General features: G+C 45.0%; 17 protein-coding genes. 8 read left to right on the top strand and 9 right to left on the bottom strand.

Annotation, left to right across the window (positions count from 1 at the left end; genetic code table 11):
- Positions 1 to 268: 268 nt before the first annotated feature.
- Entirely contained in the window at positions 269 to 754 is a 486-nt protein-coding gene (locus L5M18_RS09960) for a glutathione peroxidase (RefSeq protein ID WP_263196789.1), read from the bottom strand.
- Between the two features lie 151 nt (positions 755 to 905).
- Between L5M18_RS09960 and L5M18_RS09955 the strand changes: the two genes are divergently transcribed.
- The 3 genes from L5M18_RS09955 to L5M18_RS09945 all read left to right on the top strand — a co-directional run bounded on the left by L5M18_RS09955 (position 906) and on the right by L5M18_RS09945 (position 3592).
- Positions 906 to 2276 carry a magnesium transporter gene (locus tag L5M18_RS09955; RefSeq protein ID WP_028760672.1) on the top strand — a complete coding sequence of 457 codons (1371 nt, stop codon included), beginning with the start codon at positions 906 to 908 and terminating at the stop codon, positions 2274 to 2276.
- A gap of 91 nt (positions 2277 to 2367) precedes the next feature.
- A complete protein-coding gene (locus tag L5M18_RS09950; protein WP_263196788.1) occupies positions 2368 to 2886 on the top strand; it encodes a GNAT family N-acetyltransferase in 519 nt (172 codons plus the stop codon).
- 166 nt (positions 2887 to 3052) lie between these two features.
- Complete coding sequence (locus tag L5M18_RS09945) at positions 3053 to 3592, top strand: YfaZ family outer membrane protein (protein WP_028760670.1); 540 nt, start codon at positions 3053 to 3055, stop codon at positions 3590 to 3592.
- A gap of 63 nt (positions 3593 to 3655) precedes the next feature.
- Here L5M18_RS09945 and L5M18_RS09940 read toward each other — a convergent pair whose 3' ends face one another.
- Entirely contained in the window at positions 3656 to 4507 is an 852-nt protein-coding gene (locus L5M18_RS09940) for a DMT family transporter (RefSeq protein ID WP_105249758.1), read from the bottom strand.
- Positions 4508 to 4752: 245 nt separating this feature from the next.
- Here L5M18_RS09940 and L5M18_RS09935 point away from each other — a divergent pair, with 245 nt between their 5' ends.
- Complete coding sequence (locus L5M18_RS09935) at positions 4753 to 6426, top strand: diguanylate cyclase (RefSeq protein ID WP_263196787.1); 1674 nt, start codon at positions 4753 to 4755, stop codon at positions 6424 to 6426.
- Positions 6427 to 6589: 163 nt separating this feature from the next.
- Here the strand turns inward: L5M18_RS09935 and L5M18_RS09930 are convergent, their stop codons facing one another.
- The 5 genes from L5M18_RS09930 to L5M18_RS09910 form a co-directional block, all read right to left on the bottom strand.
- Entirely contained in the window at positions 6590 to 9712 is a 3123-nt protein-coding gene (locus L5M18_RS09930) for an NAD(P)-binding protein (protein WP_263196786.1), read from the bottom strand.
- A gap of 235 nt (positions 9713 to 9947) precedes the next feature.
- Complete coding sequence (locus L5M18_RS09925) at positions 9948 to 10109, bottom strand: hypothetical protein (protein ID WP_006080915.1); 162 nt, start codon at positions 10107 to 10109, stop codon at positions 9948 to 9950.
- Between the two features lie 288 nt (positions 10110 to 10397).
- Positions 10398 to 11789, bottom strand: coding sequence for an RsmB/NOP family class I SAM-dependent RNA methyltransferase (locus tag L5M18_RS09920; RefSeq protein ID WP_263196784.1), 1392 nt, complete (start codon positions 11787 to 11789; stop codon positions 10398 to 10400).
- 238 nt (positions 11790 to 12027) lie between these two features.
- Complete coding sequence (locus L5M18_RS09915; protein ID WP_113941046.1) at positions 12028 to 12696, bottom strand: glutathione S-transferase family protein; 669 nt, start codon at positions 12694 to 12696, stop codon at positions 12028 to 12030.
- Positions 12697 to 12774: 78 nt separating this feature from the next.
- Positions 12775 to 13401, bottom strand: coding sequence for a glutathione S-transferase family protein (locus tag L5M18_RS09910; protein ID WP_263196782.1), 627 nt, complete (start codon positions 13399 to 13401; stop codon positions 12775 to 12777).
- Between the two features lie 195 nt (positions 13402 to 13596).
- Between L5M18_RS09910 and L5M18_RS09905 the strand changes: the two genes are divergently transcribed.
- On the top strand, positions 13597 to 14193 hold the full coding sequence (locus L5M18_RS09905; RefSeq protein WP_131525344.1) for a TetR/AcrR family transcriptional regulator: 597 nt from the start codon (positions 13597 to 13599) through the stop codon (positions 14191 to 14193).
- A 93-nt stretch (positions 14194 to 14286) separates the two neighbouring features.
- Here L5M18_RS09905 and L5M18_RS09900 read toward each other — a convergent pair whose 3' ends face one another.
- On the bottom strand, positions 14287 to 15000 hold the full coding sequence (locus L5M18_RS09900; RefSeq protein ID WP_168823266.1) for a DUF2461 domain-containing protein: 714 nt from the start codon (positions 14998 to 15000) through the stop codon (positions 14287 to 14289).
- A 352-nt stretch (positions 15001 to 15352) separates the two neighbouring features.
- Here L5M18_RS09900 and L5M18_RS09895 point away from each other — a divergent pair, with 352 nt between their 5' ends.
- Together L5M18_RS09895 and L5M18_RS09890 are read left to right on the top strand one after the other, a co-directional pair.
- Complete coding sequence (locus tag L5M18_RS09895) at positions 15353 to 17572, top strand: TonB-dependent receptor (protein ID WP_263196780.1); 2220 nt, start codon at positions 15353 to 15355, stop codon at positions 17570 to 17572.
- Between the two features lie 134 nt (positions 17573 to 17706).
- Positions 17707 to 18270: a PhnA domain-containing protein gene (locus L5M18_RS09890; protein WP_011790067.1), complete on the top strand. Its 564-nt coding sequence runs from the start codon at positions 17707 to 17709 to the stop codon at positions 18268 to 18270.
- 98 nt (positions 18271 to 18368) lie between these two features.
- Here L5M18_RS09890 and L5M18_RS09885 read toward each other — a convergent pair whose 3' ends face one another.
- Positions 18369 to 19574 carry an MFS transporter gene (locus tag L5M18_RS09885; protein WP_263196778.1) on the bottom strand — a complete coding sequence of 402 codons (1206 nt, stop codon included), beginning with the start codon at positions 19572 to 19574 and terminating at the stop codon, positions 18369 to 18371.
- 230 nt (positions 19575 to 19804) lie between these two features.
- On the opposite strand from L5M18_RS09885, the gene L5M18_RS09880 reads away from it, so the two are divergent.
- Positions 19805 to 20383, top strand: coding sequence for a MarR family winged helix-turn-helix transcriptional regulator (locus L5M18_RS09880; protein WP_198572063.1), 579 nt, complete (start codon positions 19805 to 19807; stop codon positions 20381 to 20383).
- Positions 20384 to 20451 lie beyond the last annotated feature (68 nt).

The raw sequence follows: 20451 nt of genomic DNA, 5'->3' as shown, positions 1-20451 counted from the left end.
TTTGAGAGATATTGAGTGCCCACACTTAGTTGTTACATTTATATTACATATAAAATAAAGGGATAAAAAAAGGCAACCTAATGGTTGCCTAATGACCTATTCCTAGGTCAAGGGGACTGCGCTAGAAGCCCCAGGGAGATGATGAACATGAAAAAGACATTCACTGTTCAATACATTTGAGGGGCCTTGTACGGTTAAAGTTCCATAAAAAATTAAAATAAATCTAAATTTTTATAAATTGCAAGATTTCAAATAGATAGTGATTAAATTATTTTAGCAAAGCAGCAATTTTACTTTCTAATGCTTCGGGTTTGGTCGTTGATGCAAATCTTTCGATTGCTTCGCCTTGGCGATTAACTAAAAATTTAGTGAAATTCCATTTAATACCTTGAGTGCCTAATACGCCGGGAGCGGCTTTCTTAAGGTATTGATAAAGTGGATGCGTATGTTCGCCATTCACTTCTATTTTAGAAAATAGCGGAAACGTCACGCCAAAATTCAATTCACAAAAGGCTTGAATGCCTTGTTCATCGGCTTTTTCTTGGGCGCCAAATTGATTGCAAGGAAAGCCCAAAATCACTAATCCTTGATCTTTGTATTTTTGATATAGCGCTTCTAATCCTTTGTATTGCGGTGTAAATCCACATTCACTGGCGGTGTTGACGATTAAGAGTACTTTGCCCCGATACTGCTCTAAGCTTACCGTGTTGCCTTGAATGTCTGTTGCTGATTGGCTGTATATATTCGTAGTCATGTTCACCTCCGTAGGATCTTAGCCAAACAGCATAAACCTTAAAATAATTTTCAGCAATATAATTGCGCGCAATTTATTTTGTGGGTTTGCTAATTTACTTAATTATCAATATAGTTACAGCAATTTTGTGGCTAAAGAAAAGGGCATCTGTGTGATAGAAAATGACGCAGAATACGAAACAAACATGCAAGCGGATGTGGGGCAAGTAGTTCAACAACTCACTGAAGTTGAAGGCGAAGAACAGGCTGAAGTGTTTAGTGAAATTCTGAATGACTCAGAACCTGGAACCATAGCCTTAGCGCTTGAGTCCTTGCCCTTGGATGAGCGTTATGAGCGTTGGCAGCAAGTTGAATTTGCTGACAGAGTGACTGTGCTGAGCCTAATGCGTGCCGATCCACGTATGGGGATCCTGAAGCGGATGCCTGACAATGAAGTGGATCTGTTATTTGCGCAATTAAGCCCTGAAGATTTAATTGAGTGGAGTGATTATCTCCCTGAAAGTTTTACCGATCGCGCTTTGGCCCAGATGGGGGAGCGTCAGCGACAACGATTCGAACTCTACGATCAGTACTCTGAGAATGAAATCGGGCGTTATACCGATCATCAAATGTTGGTGCTCAGTGATAAGGCAACAGTTGCTCAAGCGCAGCGCTTCTTTCGCCGTATAGAGCTCGATTGTAACGACAATTTGTTTATCGTTGATGATCTGGATAAGTATCAAGGTACTGTTCGTCGTTATGATATTTTTAAACATAATCCCGATGAGTTATTGATTTCACTTTTGTCTGAGGACTGCCGTGCGTTATCCGCCGATACGAGTCTTTTGGAAGCGGCCGAAGCGATAGAGCACAGCCGCGAAATTGAATTGCCTGTGATTGATGAGTCCGGAGAGTTAATCGGCCGAGTGACGCTACGAACCGCAACGGCATTAGTGCGTGAGCATTATGAGGCGCAGTTGATGGCAACAGCGGGTATGGATGAATCCGACGACTTGTTCGCCCCTATTATGAAAGGTGCTCAGCGCCGTGCAGTATGGCTTGGGATCAATTTACTGACGGCTTTCCTTGCCTCAGCGACCATTGGTTTATTTGAAAATGTCCTATCGCAAGTGGTTGCATTAGCTGTGTTGATGCCGATTGTCGCTTCTATGGGCGGTATCGCGGGGAGCCAGTCTCTAACGCTAATGATCCGTGGCATGGCCATGGGACAGATTTCGGCGGGTAACTTGTTTTCGCTAATGAAAAACGAACTCGGCATTGGCATAGTTAACGGATTTTTGTGGGCGATAGTGATAGGTTTAGTCTCTGGCTGGTGGTTCGGTGAAGCGACGATAGGTATAGTGATTGGCTGTGCGATATTGATTAATATGGCCGTTGCCGCTATTGCTGGGGTGATAGTGCCTATGGTGTTGCAGAAGTTTAATCAAGATGCGGCGTTATCGGGTTCAGTGATCTTAACGACTGTGACCGATGTGGTGGGTTTCTTTACTTTCTTAGGTATGGCGACGTTGTTATATCTGTAGCGTAGGTTCTTGGGTGAGTTTGGAAGATGAATGCACGGCAATTTGGTGTGCATTCACCGTATGTTGGGAACATTAACGGTTTAATCTGGATATGAATAACATTCAGTTTGTTATAGGTAAAAAGCCGGAAGAATTAGCGCTGGCGGCACAATTAATTGATGGGCGTGATGATAATGCTCATCCGTTGGAGCATCAGGTCTTTTTCGATTCCCGTGCGGTGATCTTAGCGAAAACTATCGAGGGTGAGATTGTCGGTTGCGCCGCGATAAAAGCCGGTAAAGGCACTGTCGATAAAGGCACTGTCGGTGAATTGGGTTATCTGGTGGTATCGCCCCATTATCGACGTCAAGGCATAGCACAAGGGTTAACTCATAAACGGATTGAGGTGGCAAAGGCCCTAGGAATGTCGATTTTGTATGCGACTATTCGCGCCGAGAACACGTCGAGTCAAGCTAATTTATTGAAGGCTGGTTTTCAGTTTTGGCGTAATTATTTGAGTATCCGTGGCACGGGAAATACTGTGGGTTGGTATTACTTAGCTTTAAGCGTTAATGTCGATGCTGAAGCGATAATGCAGTCTTTAGTTGGCGATCGTACCCCATCGGTCTAATTGTGTTGTAAGTGAAAAGACTTAGATCTTAATGTGTTTTTATCTTGTTTTACATTTGTATATTCCTCGCAAATAATCCCTCTTTATACGCAAATAGGCTGATTTTCTTTATTTATTCGGTATGATCCGCGGCTATTACCCACAGTCATTATTGAGGTGTTTTTTTATGGCTAAGTTCAGAGTAGCAAGTGTCTTATTATTGAGTGCAGCAGCGCTGCAAGTGAATGCGTCAGAATTTAATCTTGGGTTGAACAACGATGTGGTTTCAACTGAGTTAGAACTGCAATTGAACAAAGATACTAACGCAGTTTTGGGTTATATCTATGCGGATGAAGGCGGCCATATCGCTCAAGGTGCAATGCACATGACCCATGATGCGGGTGTGCATCACTTTGAGGTCGGTGCTCAGTTAAGCCAGCTTTGGTCTGACTATTCACCCAATGGCAGTGCCGTTTCTGTTGGTGGTCGTTATGCACTATCAATGGGGCCCAATATTTCACTGCACGCTGCGGCTTACTATGCACCGTCTGTATTGTCATTTGGCAATGTTGATGGTCATTATGAATTGGATTCAAAAGTGCAATACCGTATAACGCCAAACATGGCACTTTATGTTGGTTACCGCAAGATTGCCTTCGAATACGATGATGCCCGCAATTTTACTTTCGAAGATGGTGTGTATATTGGCGGTAAATTCCGTTTCTAAGCACAAGGCATATTGATTTAGCTATATTGCGATCGTGATGTCGAATTAAAGAGTCGGCCGAGGTTAACTTCGCCGGCTTTTCCATTTTGCCTTTAGCTCACTGTAGCTTGGCAATATGGATGAGAAAATGACCAATCCAATACCGATTAAAATCACTAGGCTGAGTTCTTCATCGAGTATCCACCAGCCTAACAAGGCTGCAAAAATCAATCCTGTATATTCTACTGGTGCCATTTGGCTCGCATCGGCACGTCGATAGGCATGGATGATGAGATAAGTCATGGCAATGTAAAATAGTCCCAAAGTCAGCCCCACTTGCGCCACTGGTAAACTAAATTCGGCGCCTTCGTATAAGGTCGCAGGTATCAGAAATATCATCGCAAAGGCATTAGACCAAAAGAGCATGGAAAAAGGATGTTCATGGGTCGAATAGGCCTTTAAAATCAAACTATTCAACGCTGATGTCATGGCACCGAAAAAGGCTAAACCTATATACAGGTTAAATTCTGTTGGTTGACTGATAAGTAAAATACCGCTAAAGCCGATAAGACCTGCGACTGTGCGTCGATAACCAATTCGTTCATTTAAAAAAATGGCCGATAGTACTAGCAGTAACAAGGGTGAGGTATAAATCACCGCTGTTACTGTTGCGAGCGGAAGATGCAGAATAGCGAGCATAAAAATGGCGTTGCCCAGTCCAATCAATAGCGCGCGGGCGAGATGCACTTTGTAAAAAGGACTCAGTTTAAGATTACCCTGTAAGTGCCACACAAAAGGCAGTACAAGCAGGGTGGCAAATAATTGCCTGTAGAGTACCAGTTGAAAAACAGGCGCATTGGTTTCAAGCAACTTAACCAATAGGTTACCGCTGGCAATCAGTAGTTGTGCGGCTAAAATCATCAATAGAGGCTGCATAGGATCCCAGCAAAAATAAGTCAGTATTAAGGTGTATCTTGAATTTCATGCCGCAGTTTGGACTTTGAGACTAAAATAGCATCATAAGGCATGGTATATCCGACTAATTTAGCCTAACTGATTGTAAAAAACTAAATGTAGCCATAAAGTTAACCTACAAATCCAACTATCGACTAAGATTGACAGCATTAGCATTTTCTTCATAGCTGTAAAAATGATCTATGGCCCTTTAACTAAATAAGCCGATGAACAAACTTAAACAAACTCTATTTTGGTGTTTTTTACTTTTCTTGTGGACATTAAGTCCCTCTGTATTAAGCGCTGAAATTGCGTTGGACTCCCCGTATTTGTTCCATGCTAAAGCGGATCAACAGCCTCCTGAGCGGTTTGAAACCGTGCCCCATTGGATGGGACAACTCGACGAAGCTAGTTCGGTCAGCTTAACCGGTGGCGATTATTGGATGATTACACCTGTGATGGTCAATCAACGTCAATCAAACTGGGTAGTGGATGCAAGTAATTCGATTATTGAATCCGTAGATTATTGGATACTCGGCAGTGACGGCAGCGTACAACATGCCCACAGTGGCTACACTGCTCCATACCAGTTTTTATTCGATTATGGCCGTAAGGTCACCTTGAATATGGGCACGGATTATTGGTTGGTGGTGAAGCTGAGTAGCCGTTATTACTCATCTCCCCCTGAGATAGCATTGCAAAGTGTGGCGGATCATCAACTGATGTCTGACCGTCTCGCAATGGCAGTGCTGCTGTGTTTAGGCGGATTATTGTTTATCGCTTTATATAATATTTTGATTTATATCTCTATTCTTGATAAAGCGTTTCTCTACTATGGTCTTTACGTATTTGCCTATTTTGGTGGCTGGGCACTGACTTTCCATTTGCCTGCACACTTATTTAATTTCCATTACCTCGAGTTGCATCATCTGTTTTTCATCAGTTTGCCCATTTTTAATATCATGTTTTACAAGCACTTCCTGCAGTTACCTAGTTACTCTCCGCGGCTGTGGCGTCTTAGTCAGTATTTAATGTTTGCCTGCATTGTGGCTCTGCCGACCAGTATTTGGTTGTTATCCTATACGGCAATTATTGCCTCTGTACTGATTATGCTATGGATTGCTTTAGCGATTACTTGCGGTAATGTGTGCTTGATGAAAGGCTTTGCTCCTGCGCGTTATTTTATTCTTGCCTTTACTTGCTTGCTGTTGCCTGCGGTGATTATTTTACCCGGAAATATGGGGTTAACCCCTGATTTTATCGAACATGCTGAGCTGGCGACACTGATGGGCGGTACGGCTGATGCGTTATTACTGTCCTTAGCGTTAGCGAATAAGCTGAAATTACTTGCTGAGGAACGTAAGGCGCATATTGAAGAGTTAGCGATTGCATGGGAAAAGGCACGTTTAGATGGATTAACGCGAGTCGGTAATCGTTATGCTTTTGACGAATATATGAACTCACAATTAGGATTTGCCGATAAAGTCGTGCAACCGATGGCGTTAGCACTATTGAATATCGATAGTCTGAAAAGTGTCAATGAAACACTCGGCCATCAAGAAGGCGATAGATTATTGCTGTTGATAGTGCAGTTATTGCAAGCAACAGACTTAGCGCACATGAAGGTTTATCGTATTAGTGGTGACGAGTTTGTGATTGTGACGCCTTCTGTTGGTATCCAGTTATTACAGAGTGCTTTGAGTGGCTTAGGTGAAGAATTAGCAAGCCATGGTTTTAAAGATTGCCAGTGTAGTTTTGGGATGTCGTTAAACACTGAGGTCGCAGATCCCCATGAGTGGTTGCGTTCTGCTGACACTCACTTATATCAATCGCGTATGGATAAGCGTCGTCAAGAGTATGCAGATACTCGCGGTGTCGATGTGAGGCTACATTTAAGCTAGTTATTGAAAAACTTAAAGTAATGGTTTAAGTAGAGCATTAGAAAACATAAATGGCGCAGAATTTATCTGCGCCGTTTATGTTTTTATCTTAGATTTATTAGCTTCATCTTGCTTGGATTGAGCAGTGTCCAAGTTTGCGACTTAGCTAGATTTAAGGACGAGCTTAGAAGTCTTTTTCGCCCTTAATCACTGCAGGATGACCCGATATCGCTTTTGAAGTGTGCATTCCTGCCATCGTCGCCGCTTCGACGCAGCCCGCATTAAGGCCTGTTTTTATCCAATCGCCCGTCATATACAAGTTATCTATCCCTGTGCCATCTGTTGTGATGCGATACTGCGAGCTTTCCTTAACCGACAGCACATAACGTTCGGATGGGTCTACGTTCGCGCGCCAATATTGGCTATCGAAGCGGGCAACGCCTTGGCGGTCTTGTTCATCGTGAAGCCATTCCCAAGGGAAGCTATCACCGACATTTTGCCAAAGTTTATGGATTTCGGTATTGAGCTGGTGGATAGCACCGGCTTTAGCTTCTAAGGTTTTCCGTTGTTGGAAATCCACATCCGAGCTTGGCGGATAGGCTTCGACAGGTAATGCCGAGCAAAAGTAGCTGGCGTTTTTAGGTTCTAAACCGCGCCAATCTTCTTTGTCTAGCAGTTGGTTCATCGATGCCCAAGTATCGTAGGGTTCAGTGAAGCCCGATAATACTGGCTCCTCGCCATCTTCAGAATAATTTGGCCAGCCTATTCCATTAAGATCTTGGTTCATCCACAGTTGATAGGCTTGAGTGGCAACGGTTTGCACCTTATCAACGCAAAGTTTGAGGGCTGGGCTTTGTGCCATCACTTCACTCGCCACATGGGGCACAGAACCGATGGAAAGACCGAAGATGACTTTGTCGAAATCCACACCTTTGACTAAGCGCTTTTTCGGCAGTGCTTTGCCAAAGTGAGTTTCATACACGCTGTCCCAATCGCTCCAGAAGTGTTCAAGATTGATATTATGGGCTTTAAGCAGTGCAGCTTGTTCAGGCTCAAGTTGCTCATAATTGGGCGTACTCGGCCAGCAAGCGAGACCTTTCACATCGACTAAAGGAGCATAGTTTGCGACAGTCGGCGCCAGAGCTACTTGCTCAGTGATCTCAATCGCTTGAACGCTTTGATTACGGCATTCGAGATTATCGATGCGATTGAAGTAGTGGAAGTTGACTCCGCGGCGTTTGAGCACTTCGTAAAAAGGTGTAAACACAACATCACCCATACCCGCCTGCATTTTCCACATCACGCCACCTTGATAGCACAGGGCAATACGCAGCATAGCGCGGATAATTGTGCCCGCTTCGACATTGGGTTTGTCGAAGTTCCCTTTCTCATAGGCAAACACTAAGTCGTAAAAACCACGCACTGGCGCACTGTCGACTGTATACTTAAGGCTTGCACCATGTTTGGTTAACCATTCGCGATAATCATAGCCATTGATGGCATCAAAGCCTTTTTCAAATACATCGTCGGCAAACATGCCCTTGAGGATCGTGAGGCCCAGATCGGCGGCTATATATAAGTGGCGCAGTTCGTCATTATTATCTAAATGTCCGCTAAAACGTTTCACGAGTCTTTGATGCAGGGCATCGACAGCTGATTCTACAAAACCATCGTCACTTTCACTGTGTACATGCTCATCGCACTCGCGGCCAATCATTTGATTAAAATGGCATTCAAGCTTATCACCGAGCGCGTCGAGTGATTCTTTGGCATCTTCGACCGAATCCTCTAACTTATCTTTTAAGCGTTCAAACCAGCTGCTATCGAGCCAGTTTTTAGGTGTTCCCATGGCATTTTCATCTGCATCGAGCAGGTCATCCATGTCTTTGAGCCATTCTTTGATCCACGCAAAGGCGACTTTAACGACTTTCCAGAAGGTGAGGGTTTCGGTGCCATCACCTGGGATGCCTGGTAGCATTGGGAAAGTGATTGGCCAACTCACAGAACGGCCATCAACTTCTTCCTGTAAGACGATGAAGTTATGCGGTTTAAAGGCATCAAAAAAAGTTGCAAGCGGCGCGTTTACTGGCCTATCCAATTCCTCATACGCTTTACGCATTAAGGCAAACGCGTTTTGATAGAAACCAAACCAGATGTGTAAACCATGTTCTTCGATGCGCTGTCCCATAGCGGCATTGCGGCCACTAGCCCCTTTACCACCGATACGCCAGCCGAGTTGATAGACATCAATCTCATATTGATTCTGCCAGCCGGGTTTATCGGTTAGATAACAGGCTGCTGTCATTGCCGCGACACCGCCACCGAGAATGGCTATTTTCTGTTTTTTGATTTCGGAGTTATCGACTAATACCTCGCCGGGCGGCACTTCAAAATCGAAGTTCACATGGTAAGGGAGTAAAACGTGCTGCTCACCAATCTCGACCCCGAGCGTATCCTTTAACGGAAAGCTGGCATTATCAAAAATGGTCGCGACAAAATCATTTTTTAGCAGGGCAACACTGTGCACTTTATTCACTTGGGCTGGCGCGGCAACGATGGCTTGATAAATGGCTTTTTGCCCTGACGAGTCGGGGAACTGTTTTAGAAATACTTGATCGATAGCGGGTTTAAATAACAGATGAAATAGCTGCTCTTCGCCAAGCTGGTCAAGTTCTGGAATAAAATCGGTTTGTTCTTTAAAGAGTTGCCAAGTTTGAGCTATCGCTTCAAGGGTTGAAAGCTGTGCCTCGGGTTTGGCATCGCAATTCACTTCAATTAATGGATGCAGGGCAAGTTCGGTTTCGGGTGAGAAATGTAAAAAACTTTTGGTATCAAGGGATAATCGCGTCAGAGGCTCGCCAACCGCTGGCATAGTGTATTCACATAAATACTTAGGATAACCAAAGAGTTCTCTGCCATTAATCAAGGCCATGGCATCGTTCACCCAAATGTGTAGTGGCTGAAAATACACTTGGCTGATTTGTTTACTGTCGCTGCTATCTTGGCGCCCGACCATGATCCAAGTGATGATGTCCGTTTCTTGGATCCAGCCCTTAGCTCTGTCCTCTGGATAAGCGGAATATGCTTTTTCAATTTGAGTGAAGGTTGTCAGTACGTAGGGAGACAGCACCTTAAAATACATTGCGCTGCCGGCAACTTGATTCAGGGTTTTATCGATAGAGCGTTGCAGGTTTTCCCGTTTCCCCTTAAGAAAAAAACCGTACATATCGGCTTTATTTAGCACTAAGGGCGAGTGCATCAACATACTGCCTTGGGGATAAATAAAGTCGGGGCGCTGTTTTTCCATGGTGTTCATCCTTAAATTTCAGTGTAAGTCCAATGGCTTGGGAGTCATAACCCAAAAAGCATAGGGCAAATAAGCCATTAAGCCCATTGATTTTACAATTGAATTTTTAAGAATTTGAGAGGGGATAAGGGGGTTGAGTAGCAAGTTGGATATTATCCAACTTGCTCAGATTTGGCAGGCTTAGCGCTGAACGAATTCGTTAAACAAACCCGTGGGCTAGGGTACTTAGATTCAGTTACTTCGATTTATTTTGGTAGAAATCCACCTCTGTATTATCGTCCGAGTAACGTCGCTTAGTATCCCTGCGGCGCTGTTTCACGCGTTTATTCTTTTGCTTACCTTTGACGTTATCGCCCCATGGCGCATCATCGTCGTCAAATTCATAGGAGTGTGACATGGTCAAAATTCCAAAAATACCTGTGCCATTCGCAGCACCCGATCTTTTTACCCAAAGGTGAGATGAAGCTAAAGCGAAATATTTCATCACTGATGGTGAAAAGTTTTGTCCAAAGGCTATATCTTGCCACTGAAATGGCCGTATCTGAGATTTTAATGGGGAATGTGTGGATTATCCTTATGATAATTAAAGGGTAAGTGTAATTATCATCAGAAATTATATTATATGATTGAAACTGGCGCCCAGAATGAAAGGCGCCAAGTTTTGATACAAAATAATGAGTTAGTGTTACTTGCTGCGCAGCATACGCGCGACAAACATACCATCACTATTCGCTTCAAAGGGCCATACGGTCAACATTTCTGTTTGTTCACCCGTAAAAGGATGGCGTATTGGCGTGAGCGTGAATTCTGGATGTTGCTGTAAAAACGCCGTCACCACGTCTTGGTTCTCGAGCGGCGACAAGGAACATGTGGCGTAAACGAGGATGCCGTCCGCTTTAACTGCGTGGCTACTACGGCTTAAAATATCGAGCTGTAACGCGGCTTTATCTGCCACGGCTTCAACACCATCCAACCAACGCATATCGGGATTACGTCGCCAAGTGCCAGTGCAACTGCACGGGGCATCGACTAACACACCGTCGAAATGATCCGCTGGTACCGGCAGGGCATCGCTCTTCCAACGGGCCACGCTAATGCCGTTAAAGTGGGCTCTTTGGGCACGTTTAGTCAGTTCTTCTAGGGCATTGGAGCGAATATCTGACGATATAATGCTGCCCGTAGAGGGTGTTTTATTATCAGCAGCCTTAGTCAACATCAAAGAGCGTAGCTGCAGGGTTTTGCCGCCTGCACCACTGCAGGCATCCCACCAATGGGCATCGGGTTCTGGCGCGCAAATTTGCCCTATGACCTGTGAAGCCAAATCTTGGATCTCGATGTTACCGTCTTTATACAGGGCGATTTCATTAAGATTCATACTCTTGCTGCCAAGGTTAATGGCATCGTTAAAGTAATGACCATAACTAGCATCGATACCTATCGCTTGCAGTTGTGTCGCCACATCTTGGCTAGTGATCCCCTGTGCGCGGCCCCAAATCGGCGGGCGACTGGACATAGCAGCAATTAATTGCGTTTGCTGCGCCGCATCTATAGGGCACACTTGCCAGAACCAGTCGGGTAATAAATCCTGTGGTTTAAATTCAGTCGCGGGAAATAAATGCTGCATTAGCGTGAGTTTGTCGTCGAGACTGTCAACGGCAAGTGCTTGAGCCTGTTGATAATCGATAGGCGATTGCGATAACTCATGCCAAGCAGTGGCGATATCTTGCCAGGCATGGGCTTCCAATAACGCACTGGCGCTTAGGCTGGCAAAATAAGTCGCTGATTCTTGTTGATCGCCTATTCGCTGAAACCAACCCCACCAACGAAATAGACTAAACAAAGATTCACGGATGACTTTACGATCCTTCGAGCCGTGTTTTTTATGTTCTCTAAAGTAATTTGCCAGAATACGGTCTGCGGGCATTTTACTGCTTTGAATTTCATCGAATAATTGCTTAATTGTACTGGCGTAACTGAGCGCGCGTTTTTGCGCTGGGGTGCTTGCCTCTGCATTTAATGCTGACGATGTGTTTGAGTTGGATGCTTTACCGGAAGAGAAGCTGCTTGGATTACCCATAAATTTAGCCTGAATTATGCTCTCTGTGGCTGCGCCTTATGTAGGAGGCATAACTGTAACAGAGGGGAAAAATAAGTGGCGCAGAGTGTAGCAGTTTTGCCCGATAACAGGCAGAAAAAAAGCCCCAAAGTCGCATCAACTTGCGGGGCTTTTTGTGGTTGAGTCACTGAGACTCATAGTGCATTCAGTACCAAAGGGTTATTTGCAGACTATCACTCAATTACCGCTTGGAAGGTGATTATTTCGTCACCATTTTTTGGATTTGCTTAGCCCGTTCTTCATCGCTCATTTCCACCGGTGGCGGCGTGATTATGCCTTTTTGGCACGCAGGTCTGAGCGCTAACTCATCTAACCAACGTTGCAAATGTGTCAGACCTTCCATATTGATGCCGCTCCACTCGTGGATCCGCACCCAAGGCCAAGTTGCGATGTCGGCAATCGTGTATTCGTCACCAGCAAGGTATTGATTTGTAGCTAGTTGAGTATTCATAACCTCGAATAAACGTCGACCTTCTTTTTGATAACGGTCAATGGCTGCGGGGATTTTTTCAGGGAAGTACCTAAAGAATACGTTGGCTTGTCCCATCATGGGACCGACGCCGCTCATCTGGAACATTAACCATTGGATCACCTGCGAGCGTTTTTTAGGATCGGCTGGCAGGAATTTACCTGTTTTTTCGGCGAGATACAGCAGAATCGCACCCGATTCGAATACCACAAAATCCGCGTTATCGCGGTCGATAATGGCGGGAATGCGACCATTGGGATTGATGGCAATAAACTCGGGCTGTTTTTGCTCATTGGTGCTGAAATCTAATTTGTGGACGCGATATTCAAGTCCCATTTCTTCCAGTGCGATGGAAATTTTAAAACCGTTAGGGGTCGCGGCTGTGTATAAATCTATCATGATAATTCCTTTAGGTTATAACGCTTATAGCTACTCACTTTAGTGCCCATGAATATTCATTATCAGGCATTAGCGCCGCTATTTTTTAGGGGTTAACGATACTATGGCAGGACGCTGCGCCATAGTGTTGAACCAAGCCTTGAGATGCGGCAAGCTGTCAGTGACTTCAATATCTAAATTCTTAATAAAGCTGATAAAAACGTAAGCCGAAATATCGGCAATGCTGAATGCATCGCCTGCCACAAAGGGTGACTTGCTCAATTGTTGGTCTAAGGTTGGTAGGAAGTCAATGACCCTTTGGCGTGATTCTGCGCCCCAAGACTCGACACAATTTTCCCTGTCTTTATAGACGCCGCTTAAATTACGAAAGGCTTGAAACCCAACCATTAATCCTTGTAACTCTATGATACGTTGCCACATTTCTACTTTGGCGCGCTCAAGTGGCGTATTGCCAAACAGTGAACGTTCACTCGGGTGGATTTCGTCTAAATAGCGGCAAATGGCAACAGATTCACACAGGTAGCTGCCATCATCGAGTTCGAGCAGTGGAATGCGGCCATTTACACTTTTGGCTTTAAACTCAGCGCTTAAATTATCCCCTCCACGGATATCGACGTTCACTCTTGGCACTTCTATGCCTTTTTCCGCAAGAAAAATACTGACGCGGCGTGCGCTGGGAGTCGGAGCTAATTCGTAGAGTTTCATCTAAAGTCCTTTAGTTTTTATCAGTGCTTTATGCTCGATTTGAGCATATAAGGCTTTAACGGAACGATCGGTTAGGTTAGAATTTACGCCATATCTAAACGATCAGTCAAGAATGTTTTCTCCTCAACTTTCTGTAGTAAAGAGGAATGGTGAAGCTGAACGTGAACGCGTATTCAAGAGATTAGGTCGAAGGCTATGGCACGGAGTTGTAATTTTGATCGGCAAGAAAAACTCATATTGGCGATGGAGCTTTTTTGGCAAAAGGGCTTTGCCGAAACCTCGATTTCCGATCTCGTCGGCCATTTAGGCATTAATCGATTTAGTCTCTATAACAGTTTCGGCGACAAGCAGAATCTTTATCGCGAGTGCCTCAGTTTCTACCTTGATAACTACTCTTTTGGTGCCTCAGATACTTTGCTGCATGAAAAAGCGGGCTTAGCTGAAATAGAAGCTTATTTAGCGCGCTTTGTTGCTTTGCAGCGGGAGCAAAAGTATGGCTGTTTTATGCAAAATGCTGTGCTCGAAAAGAGCCTTAACGATGAAAGTGTGCTGCAGGAATGTCAGCGATTATTTTGTCGATTACAGACCTCATTCACCCAAGTGTTACAAGTTTGCCAAGCGCGTGGAGAGCTATTAGCCCATGTGCAACCACATCAAGTTGCTGCTTTTTTAGTGCTGCAATTACAAGGGATTAGAGTGTTAGGCAAGGCGGGCGAATATGAGTTGTTAGACAATGCGTTTGTTGTATTGCAAGACTATTTACGTAGTTTGAGTGCTAATCAGACGGCATAACTGCAAATGACATAGTTTGATTGGCCTAGTTTTTTGCCTAGGCCATGTTTTTTAGAAATCTATTTTTTAAAAGTTTATTTTTAAAAGCTATTTCTAAAAGTCCAAGTCCAGCGCAAAACACAGATAGGCCATCAGTTGAGTGCAGTGTGCAAACTGCTCGGCACAAAAACTGGCTGCATCTGGGCGGCAGAGTTCCTCAAAGGCGATATTTTTAACTGCGATAAAATCTTTTCGTTTTAGCTCTATCAGCATAGGGTGGTTTTTATCAAATCCCTTTGGTGGTCGAGTTAAGCTATCGCCATCCATATTAAATCCATGACTTTGTAAGGTTTGTAGCGCCTTTTTATAGCCGTTGGGATTCTCATCGATGCAAGTGCGAATGGCATTTAAGGCTTTCGATTCTGGGTGCCAAATCCCTGCTGCAATAAAACAGCCATCTTCGGCAATGTGTAAATATAGTCCCGGCGCATGCACGTCTTTGCCCTGAAAATGGCGAAATTGAATGCCAACATTGGTTTTATAGGGTGTTTTATCTTTGCTAAAACGGCTGTCTCGCTGGGGACGCATCAAGCTGCCGCCGACTTTTTTTGGTACGGCAGTGAGCCTAGGTGAGAGGGCGAGAATACTGGGCTGCATTTGTTCGATAAACTGCAGCGCAGGCGTTCGCACTGTTTCTTCGTATTCCGCCTGATGGGCTTTAAACCAGTCGCGGGAGTTGTTTTGTGCCAGTTGATTTAAAAATTGCAGGCTCGCAGCGCTGAACGTTGCACCAGTCGCAATAGGGATTTTAGTTGTTAGAGTGGCCATTATCAGGGAACCTTATTAATGCAGATAAACCGAGCATAAGCAGTATTAATGCCGATTGAGGAGCAAGGTGAGTTGTGCTGACATATCCTCCCGTATCGCCCGCTCGTTCTTACTCACGATAGTTAAGACACTATAGTTAAAACACGATAGTTAAGACTGCCAAGTTGGGTGTCAATACTGCCATCCTTCGGCAAGATCTTCACTTAAATTTTTGCATTGTGCCGCTTCTACCTTGTTTTCAATAAGTCGGTTATTTACACGTAAAGCTAAGTGAGAACTATTCTTATCTTGTTCGTTAGTGCCTATAATGCCGCCCTATTTTTAGATTGGTTTGTTAATAGGATGACGTTGAATGGGTTGCCTGCCTAAGTGTGATAAGTGGAAAGCGAATAGAAATCTGTCGCTTATGGGATTATGTATATTGCCCTCAATGCCGTTGTACGCCGCTGAGGTATTGGGCGAGCCTAAGGTTGAGCCGATTGAGATCCTGCAGGTTCATGGGCAGCAATATCGCAGGGCCATCACAGTCGCTAAACCCGGTGAAGCGATTATTTCCATGGAACAAATCGAGGAGATGCAGGCGACAACTTTCGCCGAAGTGATCGATGATATGGCGGGGGCGCATATCGATGGCGGTACCCGCAGTGGCGGTGAGCGGATTAATATTTGGGGCTTTGGCGAGACGGAAGATTTTAACGTTTATGTGGATAATGCTCCGGTGGGATTTGAGCAGTATCGTTACGGATCATTTTTCCTCGATCCTGATCTCATCAAGCGAGTGGAAGTGATTAAAGGTGCCCATGATGTGCGCTCGGGCAATGGCGGTTTTGGTGGTGCCATGTATGTGGTCACTAAATCGGCCGATGATTTTCTTAAATATGATCAATCCCTTGGCGCTCGAGTCAAAACCAGCTACGCCAGCAATAATGACGCTATGGGTTATACGGGGACCGTTTATGGCCGCGTGAATTCACATCTATCTGGCTTGCTGCATCTTACGCGTCGCGATGCGGGGGATGTCACTTTAGCCAATGGTGAAGAGTTTGAATATTCGGGCTATGAGCAAGATAACTACCTAGGTAAGATGGATTATGCGCAGGGCGATCACCAATTAGCCTTGAGCGTGACCCATTATCTTGATGAGGGCCGCAAACCTTGGGCTAACCGCCGTGGCCCTATGCCTGCAATTTCAGACTACAACATCAAAAAGTACGGTTCCTACGAGCAGGCTCTGTATGCCACAACCGCCTACAACACCTATGAAGACAACACTTGGTCGGCAAATTATCGCTATTCGCCGAGTAATCCCCTGATCGATACCCAAGTGGTGATTTCCCATTCGGCGAATGCACGCCACTGGGTAAGACCCGATATCGCGTGGGAGAAAATGACGGTTTCCGTAGGCAACTTCGGTCACGAATCTTGGCTAGACTATAAACGTGACTACATTGATATTAACAACTTGAGCTTGATTGGTGACCATGAGATCACCACAGGATTACAGTACCGTAGTCTCGACCGCACTTCGCTCGTGTTTAACAAAAGTTATGAAACAAATCCCGAGAAAAACTTTGGCTGGTACACACCTTACTACCAACCTGAAGGCCGTCAAGATACCTATGCTGCCTATATTCGCGATGCAATTCATCTTACTAATGACTTAACTGTGACTCCCTCGCTGCGATATGACTTTATCTACAGCATAGGTCGACCAAATATTGCACCAGATTACAATGATATTGCTGCGGGCCATGACTATAGCTCAACCCATCATTCGGGGTTCTCACCCAGATTAGGCATAGATTATCAACTGACAAATCACGCTCGGTTAAACTTTGATTACGCTTATAGCTTGCAAGCCCCTGTGGTGGATGAGATTTATGCCGTGCAATACGCTAAAGCCAGCATTACCGGCACGAGTCGCGACATTGATGTCGAACGCTTACATGCCTTCAAATTAGGCCTAATGACGCAGCATCAGCATGTACTTGCCAATGAGGATGCTTTGTCGACGCAAATCACCCTGTTTGCCAATTTAGGTCGTGATGATATTGCCCAGCGCCGCGGAGCTAAGTCTGATAAAACCCAGTTAATTCAAAGTGGTTATACAAATCTTGATGGTTACCATATTTACGGTGCCGATTTTGAAGCCCAATATCGCTATCAAGATGTGTTCAGTGATCTTGCGGTTTCATGGCTGCAAGGACAGCACAATGGGTCACTCAGAGACAGCCAAGATGACGATGAATATTTAGCTAACATAGCCCCGCTCGATATTCGTTTGCGTTTAGGCATGTATATCACAGATGACATTTCTATCGCTTGGCAGGGCGCTTGGTATGATGCGCAAACCAATGTTCCCCACGGTGATATCTTTAATGCCGAGTCGCCAAGCGAGAATTATTTCCTACAGAATGTGTATCTCGCCTATGAACCTCAAGCCATCTTAAAGGGATTAAGTGTGCGTTTGATGGTAAAAAATCTTACGGATCTGCAAGTGGTGCCGTTTCTCTCCGATGGGATACCCGCCGCAGGGCGTGATGTTCGTTTGAGTTTAGCCTATGAATTTTAAAGACTAATCACCAAGGCTGTGTGGACTAGGCATATATAGCTCATAAAAAATAGGGTTATATTGCCTCAGCCCCCTGCCGAAAAATGCCAGTTTATGGCATAATCCACGTTTTACTAGGCATATAGAACAGAAAAATGACTGAAAATGAATTGCTAAGTCGCTGTGGCGGCAAGTGTGAACTGTGTGGCAGCGAGCTTGAACTCTCTATTTATGATCTGCCAGCCTCCGATGGCCGTGACAATGAGATCATGATTTGTGAAACCTGCAGTGGCCAAATTGCGGCACCGGATACCATGGACATGAACCACTGGCGTTGTCTGAATGACAGCATGTGGAGTCCTGTACCGGCAGTTCAAGTGATGTCATATCGTATGCTTAAGCGCTTAAATGGCGAAAGCTGGGCGCAAGATTTGCTGGATATGCTTTATCTTGAAGACGATTTAAAAGCGTGGGGTGATGCCGAAGTTGCCGCAGCAGGTGACGATGCTACGCCAACGTTAGACAGTAATGGTGCAGTGCTCAATGCTGGCGATACTGTGGTCATCATCAAAGACTTAAACGTGAAAGGCACTAGCTTTGTAGCTAAGCGTGGCACAGCTGTGCGTAACATTGCTTTGACCAACAACCCAGAGCATATCGAAGGCCGCGTTAACGGTACTCGTATTGTGATTCTGACGTGCTTCGTTAAAAAGTCTTAAGTTTCGCTTAGTGTGAGCGCGATTTATTTAGCTCAACACAATAAAAACCGCCATGATCGTTAGCCGACATGGTGGTTTTTTTATGTTGAGTTAGGTAGTTAAGATACGCAGCGGGTGATTTGATATTGGCGTGCATAGCCCTGCGGATTAAATTGCCAAGATAATATCCACGTGATCACACTTAAGCCACCGAGTAATAACCAAGCACTGTTAAAGCTGTTGAAATTATCGCGAATTAATCCGGCAATCCAAGGCGAGATAGCCGCTATGGTATATCCCACACCCTGCACGAAGGCGGTTAATTTACCTGCTAACATAGGATTCTGTTGATGATCCATAGTGACAATCAGCCCGAGTGGAAAAATCCCGCCAATACCTAATCCTGCAAGTCCCGCCCATAAAAATAGCGATACTTGAGGGGCGAGTGCCAGTCCCATAAAGCCAATGAGTTGTAGCAAGCAGAGTAGGGCTATGATGGCGCGTCTGTCCGTCGACTTGCTGGCAAGCCAAGGAAACACTAAGCCCGCGATCACTTCCATGCTGGTTAAAAAACCTAACACTAATCCAGATTGAGTTTGGCTATAACCTAGCTCGACCGCGTAGGGGGCTAACCATGCAAGTACGCAGACATAACAACTTGTGCCTAATGCAAAAAATATCGCCAATAGCCAACTGCGACGAAAACGCCAAAAGTTAAGCTGCAAAGCTTGCTCTTTTGCTTGGCTCGGTAGTGCAGCTTTATGTTTAATCAGGAGCCACAGCACGAGTGCGAATATGCCTAGCCAAGTCCAATGACCTAGACCCGCGCGCCAACCTAAGTTCATCCCGATAAAAGGCGCACTGCTCGCCGCTAATGCGGCGCCGCCCATAATGGCGGTGACGTAAAGCCCCATCATTAAGGGGACCCGTTCACCGAAATTAAGCTTAATCATGGCGGGCATGATGGTTTGAATGAGGGCGATTGCGACCCCTGCCAGTAATGCCGAGCAGATAAGCCAATTGGCATCTATCGCCCAGAAGCGCATTGCAGTAGCGGCGATCAGCAGTAGCAATGATCCTGTCATTACGGTATTGAATCCTAAGCGTTTGGCGATACTAAAGCCTGCAAAACAACCCAGTCCCATGGCGAGCACAGGCAGCAATGTCAGCATAGACGCTAAGGTAAAACTTAAACTGATATCCTTTTGTATGCTGGGCAGTAAAGGCCCAACGGAGGCGAGAATGGGCCGTAGATTTAGACCAATAAGGATGAACGCGAGTCCGAGCAGCAATAAATTCACTTTCTCTGTCAGGGGGGATCGCATGGATTGTCTCCAAAAATAAGCTGAGTTTGATTTGCTGAAAAAGTGATTTGTAGCAGCATTTAGCATACTCATGATGATTTCCTTTCAACAACAGTAGGTTGAAACCACATCACTACAATTCAAAAAGAATCTCTTTCAGATGTATCTTGATATAAAGATATTTTAATTCTGCGAGAAAATGACTAAGATGTAAAGAATGATGTAAAGAATCTTTATATTGAGATAAACCTATGACAGCTAAAATGACGCTAACTAATGCCAGTCCTGCGGATACTAACGCGAGTTCTACGGATAAAAAGAAAGCGGATTCGAATACTAAAGAAGATGGCCTCGATAGAATTGTTGAACAGTGGCAACAGCAAGGGGTTACTGAGGATTTGATCCCTATGGCTGTGCTCGGGCGAATCGCTCGTTTAACGAAATATATCGAAGTGGTACTGCTGCAATGCCACGCCGAATTTGGCTTAGGTCAGGGGGAGTTCGATGTGCTCGCGACGTTAAGGCGCTCGGGAGAGCCGTTCACACTCTCGCCTTCGCAACTTTATCAGAGCATGATGCTAAGTTCTGGCGCTATGACCAGTCGTTTAGACAGACTCGAAAATAAGGGGCTGATTGAGCGGGAGCACAGTAAGGAAGATCGCCGCGCCGTCCATGTCTCGTTAACTGCCGAGGGTAAGTCGCTCATTGATAAGGCATTACCTCAGCATATTCAATGTCAAAGTGCGTTGTTCGCGGGCGTGAGTGCTGAAGATAGGCCTGTGTTACTGCAGATTTTAAAATCTTGGCTGAACCAATTTGAGCCGCAATAATTCGTTTAAAATCCCACTTTAGTCTTTAAAGTCGGCTGATATGTAATAGCGGATCATTTTGGCAAAAA

This window comes from Shewanella sp. SM20 (genome assembly GCF_025654545.1).
Lineage (GTDB): Bacteria > Pseudomonadota > Gammaproteobacteria > Enterobacterales > Shewanellaceae > Shewanella > Shewanella oncorhynchi.
Note: the sequence above shows the minus strand (reverse complement) of the source record. Positions and strands in the feature narration are given on the sequence as shown.

Bases quoted from the DNA above. Each gene is read 5' to 3' on its own strand.
- L5M18_RS09945 (WP_028760670.1), top strand. From the start codon at position 3,053: ATGGCTAAGTTCAGAGTAGCAAGTGTCTTATTATTGAGTGCAGCAGCG.
- L5M18_RS09895 (WP_263196780.1), top strand. From the start codon at position 15,353: ATGGGTTGCCTGCCTAAGTGTGATAAGTGGAAAGCGAATAGAAATCTG.
- L5M18_RS09905 (WP_131525344.1), top strand. From the start codon at position 13,597: ATGGCACGGAGTTGTAATTTTGATCGGCAAGAAAAACTCATATTGGCG.
- L5M18_RS09960 (WP_263196789.1), bottom strand. From the start codon at position 754: ATGACTACGAATATATACAGCCAATCAGCAACAGACATTCAAGGCAAC.
- L5M18_RS09910 (WP_263196782.1), bottom strand. From the start codon at position 13,401: ATGAAACTCTACGAATTAGCTCCGACTCCCAGCGCACGCCGCGTCAGT.
- L5M18_RS09890 (WP_011790067.1), top strand. From the start codon at position 17,707: ATGACTGAAAATGAATTGCTAAGTCGCTGTGGCGGCAAGTGTGAACTG.
- L5M18_RS09920 (WP_263196784.1), bottom strand. From the start codon at position 11,789: ATGGGTAATCCAAGCAGCTTCTCTTCCGGTAAAGCATCCAACTCAAAC.
- L5M18_RS09940 (WP_105249758.1), bottom strand. From the start codon at position 4,507: ATGCAGCCTCTATTGATGATTTTAGCCGCACAACTACTGATTGCCAGC.
- L5M18_RS09925 (WP_006080915.1), bottom strand. From the start codon at position 10,109: ATGTCACACTCCTATGAATTTGACGACGATGATGCGCCATGGGGCGAT.
- L5M18_RS09885 (WP_263196778.1), bottom strand. From the start codon at position 19,574: ATGCGATCCCCCCTGACAGAGAAAGTGAATTTATTGCTGCTCGGACTC.
- L5M18_RS09900 (WP_168823266.1), bottom strand. From the start codon at position 15,000: ATGGCCACTCTAACAACTAAAATCCCTATTGCGACTGGTGCAACGTTC.
- L5M18_RS09930 (WP_263196786.1), bottom strand. From the start codon at position 9,712: ATGGAAAAACAGCGCCCCGACTTTATTTATCCCCAAGGCAGTATGTTG.
- L5M18_RS09935 (WP_263196787.1), top strand. From the start codon at position 4,753: ATGAACAAACTTAAACAAACTCTATTTTGGTGTTTTTTACTTTTCTTG.
- L5M18_RS09915 (WP_113941046.1), bottom strand. From the start codon at position 12,696: ATGATAGATTTATACACAGCCGCGACCCCTAACGGTTTTAAAATTTCC.
- L5M18_RS09880 (WP_198572063.1), top strand. From the start codon at position 19,805: ATGACAGCTAAAATGACGCTAACTAATGCCAGTCCTGCGGATACTAAC.
- L5M18_RS09950 (WP_263196788.1), top strand. From the start codon at position 2,368: ATGAATAACATTCAGTTTGTTATAGGTAAAAAGCCGGAAGAATTAGCG.